Source organism: Streptomyces sp. NPDC005485 (assembly GCF_040606085.1).
In the GTDB taxonomy this organism is placed as follows: Bacteria; Actinomycetota; Actinomycetes; order Streptomycetales; family Streptomycetaceae; genus Streptomyces.
The window spans coordinates 1-4,039 of record NZ_JBEXDZ010000294.1 but is presented as its reverse complement, the minus strand read 5'-3'; the positions used below and the strand labels follow the sequence as shown (position 1 = coordinate 4,039).

The 4,039-nt window shown below is 71.8% G+C and carries 4 protein-coding genes; all 4 read right to left on the bottom strand.

Going from position 1 to position 4,039, the window contains the following annotated elements; genetic code table 11:
• Nucleotides 1–52: 52 nt before the first annotated feature.
• Complete coding sequence (gene der, locus ABZS97_RS43530; protein ID WP_356149446.1) at nt 53–1,525, bottom strand: ribosome biogenesis GTPase Der; 1,473 nt, start codon at nt 1,523–1,525, stop codon at nt 53–55.
• Nucleotides 1,526–1,602: 77 nt separating this feature from the next.
• Nucleotides 1,603–2,328, bottom strand: a complete 726-nt coding sequence (locus ABZS97_RS43525) for a lysophospholipid acyltransferase family protein (protein WP_356149443.1) — start codon at nt 2,326–2,328, stop codon at nt 1,603–1,605.
• Nucleotides 2,286–2,981: a (d)CMP kinase gene (gene cmk / locus ABZS97_RS43520; RefSeq protein ID WP_356149452.1), complete on the bottom strand. Its 696-nt coding sequence runs from the start codon at nt 2,979–2,981 to the stop codon at nt 2,286–2,288. Before cmk ends, ABZS97_RS43525 begins: the two co-directional genes overlap by 43 nt.
• 171 nt (nt 2,982–3,152) lie before the next feature.
• The coding region (locus tag ABZS97_RS43515) for a prephenate dehydrogenase (protein WP_356149435.1) at nt 3,153–4,039 on the bottom strand (887 nt) is incomplete at its 5' end.

Below are 4,039 nucleotides of genomic sequence, written 5' to 3'. Positions count from 1 at the left end.
CGGGCGGCTCCCTGGGGAGCCGCCCGCTTCGTCGTCGGTACCGCCGGCACCGCTACTTCTTCTTGCTGCCGCGCTTCTCGCGCACCCGCACGGAGATGTGGATCGGCGTCCCCTCGAAGGCGAACTCCTCGCGCAGCCGGCGCTCGATGAAGCGCCGGTAGCCCGCCTCGATGAAGCCGGAGGCGAAGAGGACGAACCGCGGCGGCTTGGTGCCCGCCTGCGTGCCGAAGAGGATGCGCGGCTGCTTGCCACCCCGGACCGGGTGCGGGTGGGCGGCGACGAGCTCGCCGAGGAACGCGTTCAGTCGGCCCGTCGGAACACGGGTCTCCCAGCCGTCCAGCGCCGTCTCGATCGCGGGGACGAGCTTCTCCATGTGGCGGCCGGTGCGCGCGGACACGTTCACCCGCGGCGCCCAGGCCACCTGGCCGAGCTCGGTCTCGATCTCCCGCTCCAGGTAGTAGCGGCGCTCCTCGTCGAGGGTGTCCCACTTGTTGAAGGCGAGGACGATCGCACGGCCCGCGTCGACCGCCATCGTGACGATGCGCTGGTCCTGGATGGAAATGGACTCGGAGGCGTCGATCAGGATCACCGCGACCTCCGCCTTCTCGACGGCGGCGGCCGTGCGCAGCGAGGCGTAGTAGTCGGCGCCCTGCTGGAGGTGGACCCGCTTGCGGATGCCCGCCGTGTCGACGAACTTCCAGGTGACGCCGCCGAGTTCGATGAGCTCGTCGACCGGGTCACGGGTGGTGCCCGCGATCTCGTTGACCACGACGCGGTCCTCGTTCGCCACCTTGTTCAGCAGCGACGACTTGCCGACGTTCGGACGGCCGATCAGCGCGATGCGGCGAGGACCGCCGACCGCGGTACCGAAGGTCTGCGCCGGGGCCTCGGGCAGCGCCTCCAGGACGGCGTCCAGCATGTCGCCGGTGCCGCGGCCGTGCAGCGCGGAGACGGGGTGCGGCTCGCCGAGACCCAGCGCCCACAGATACGAGGCGTCGGCCTCGCCGCTCTGGCCGTCGACCTTGTTGGCGCACAGGATGACGGGCTTGCCGGCCTTGCGCAGCAGCCGTACGACCGCTTCGTCGGTGTCGGTGGCGCCGACCTTGGCGTCGACGACGAAGACGACCGCGTCGGCCGCCTCGATCGCGTACTCGGCCTGCGCGGCCACGGACGCGTCGATGCCGAGGACGTCCTGCTCCCAGCCGCCGGTGTCGACCAGCTTGAAGCGGCGGCCCGCCCACTCGGCCTCATAGGTGACGCGGTCTCGGGTGACGCCCGGCTTGTCCTCGACGACGGCCTCGCGGCGGCCGATGATGCGGTTCACCAGGGTCGACTTGCCGACGTTCGGACGGCCGACGACGGCGAGGACGGGCAGCGGGCCGTGGCCCGCCTCGTCGAGCGCGCCCTCGACGTCCTCGGCGTCGAAGCCCTCCTCCGCGGCGAGCTCCATGAACTCCGCGAACTCGGCATCGCCAAGTGCCCCGTGCTCGTGTGCCGAGCCGTCGGGCTGAATCTGGTCGTTCATGAAGTCCGTACCTCGTCGTTCATCGTGGTGATCGGTGGAACGCCCGGATATCGGGAGATCCACTACTCAAGTGTCGCCTAGTGCTCGGTGGAGCGCCCGGCGTTTTCCGGGCGACCGGTCAGCCGCCTGGCGTGCTCCAGGTGCGCGGTGAGCTGCTTCTGGATGCGCACGGTCGCCTCGTCGAGGGCCTTGCGCGTACGCCGTCCGCTGCCGTCGCCCGCTTCGAAGGGGTCGCCGAAGACGACGTCCACCCGGCTCCTGAGCGGAGGCAGCCCCTTTATCAACCGTCCGCGCCGCTCCGTGCTTCCCAGCACCGCGACCGGGACGATCGGGGCGCCGCCGCGCACGGCGAAGTACGCGAGCCCGGCCCGCAGCGACGCGAAGTCTCCCTCGCCTCGGGTGCCCTCCGGGAAGATCCCGAGGACGCCGCCGTTGTCCAGCACGCCCAGGGCGTGGGTGATCGCGGTGCGGTCGGCGGTCGTGCGGTCCACCTTGACCTGCCCGATGCCGAGCAGGAACGGGTCGAGCGGGCCGATGAACGCTTCCTTCTTGATCAGGAAGTGTGTGGGCCTGGGTGCCGTGCCCATGACCATCGGGCCGTCGATGTTGTGCGAGTGGTTCACGGCCAGGATCACCGGGCCGGTCGCGGGGACCTTCCAGGCGCCCAGGACGCGCGGCTTCCACAGGCCGTACATCAGGCCGACGCCGATACGGCGGCCGACCTCGGCACCCCGCAGCGACGGGGCGGACACGGCTTGGCTCACTTCGCGGCCCGCTTCTCCTCGACGAGGGTGACGACGCACTCGATGACCTGCTGGAGCGTGAGGTCGGAGGTGTCCACCTCGACCGCGTCGTCCGCCTTGGCGAGCGGCGAGGTCTTGCGGCTGGAGTCGGCCGCGTCCCGCTTGATCAGGGCCTCGCGGGTCGCGTTGATGTCCGCGCCCTTCAGCTCACCGCTGCGACGGGCGGCACGCGCCTCCGGCGAGGCGGTGAGGAAGATCTTGAGGTCGGCGTCGGGAAGCACCGTCGTGCCGATGTCACGGCCCTCCACGACTATGCCGTTCTCCGCGTTCTCGGCGATCGAGCGCTGCAGCTCGGTGATCCGGGCACGCACCTCGGGCACCGCGCTGACCGCGCTGACCTTGGAGGTGACCTCCTGCGTACGGATCGGGCCCGCGACGTCCGTGCCGTCCACCGTGATCGTCGGCTCGGACGGGTCCGTACCGGAGAGGATCTCGGGCTTCCCGGCCGCGTCGGCGATCGCGCTCCGGTCCGTGACGTCGATGCCGTTGCTCACCATCCACCAGGTGATCGCCCGGTACTGGGCCCCCGTGTCCAGGTAGCTCAGGCCGAGCTGCGCGGCAACGGCCTTCGAGGTGCTCGACTTGCCCGTGCCGGAGGGGCCGTCGATGGCGACAATCACTGCCGGGGCGGTCCGGGCGGCGCCGTTTTCCACGGTGGGGACACCTTCCTGGTGCGGGGTGGTGGGTGCGATGGGCACGGAGGGTGCCCTGCACAAGGTTACCGGGCGCCTCGTGCCGCCCTGTACGCCGCCGCCCGGGGGCTGCCGCCCCCGGGCCCCCGCTTCGGCCTGGACGGCCTCGTCCTCACACGCCGGACGGGCCCTTCAGCCCCTCAGTGCCCAGCCGCGCTCCCGCAGCGCCGTGCTCAGCACCTGGGCCGCCTTCGGCTCCACCATGAGCTGGACCAGGCCCGCCTGCTGTCCGGTGGCGTGCTCGATGCGTACGTCCTCGATGTTGACCCCGGCCATTCCCGCGTCGGCGAAGATGCGGGCCAGCTGGCCGGGCTGGTCGTCGATGAGGACGGCGACGATCTCGTAGGCGCGCGGGGCGGAGCCGTGCTTGCCGGGGACGCGGACCTGGCCGGCGTTGCCACGGCGCAGGACGTCCTCGATGCCGGTGGCTCCCTCGCGACGCTTGGCCTCGTCGGAGGACTGCAGGGCGCGCAGGGCCTGGACGGTCTCGTCGAGGTCGGCGGAGACGTCGGCGAGGAGGTCGGCGACCGGGCCCGGGTTCGCGGAGAGGATGTCGATCCACATCCGGGGGTCGGAGGCCGCGATGCGGGTGACGTCGCGGATGCCCTGCCCGCAGAGCCGTACGGCCGCCTCCTCGGCGTTCTCCAGACGGGCGGCGACCATGCTGGACACCAGGTGGGGCATGTGGGAGACGAGGGCGACGGCACGGTCGTGGGCGTCGGCGTCCATCACGACGGGCACGGCGCGGCAGTGCGAGACCAGCTCCAGGGCGAGGTTCAGGACCTCGGTGTCCGTGTCCCGGGTCGGGGTGAGGACCCAGGGGCGGCCCTCGAAGAGGTCGCCGGTCGCGGCCAGCGGGCCCGACTTCTCCCGGCCCGACATGGGGTGCGAGCCGATGTACGAGGAGAGGTCGAGGCCGAGCGCCTCCAGCTCGCGGCGCGGGCCGCCCTTGACGCTGGCCACGTCGAGGTAGCCACGGGCAGCGCCGCGCCGCATGGCGACGACGAGCGGGGCTGCCA

Bases quoted from the DNA above. Each gene is read 5' to 3' on its own strand.
- der (WP_356149446.1), bottom strand. From the start codon at position 1,525: ATGAACGACCAGATTCAGCCCGACGGCTCGGCACACGAGCACGGGGCA.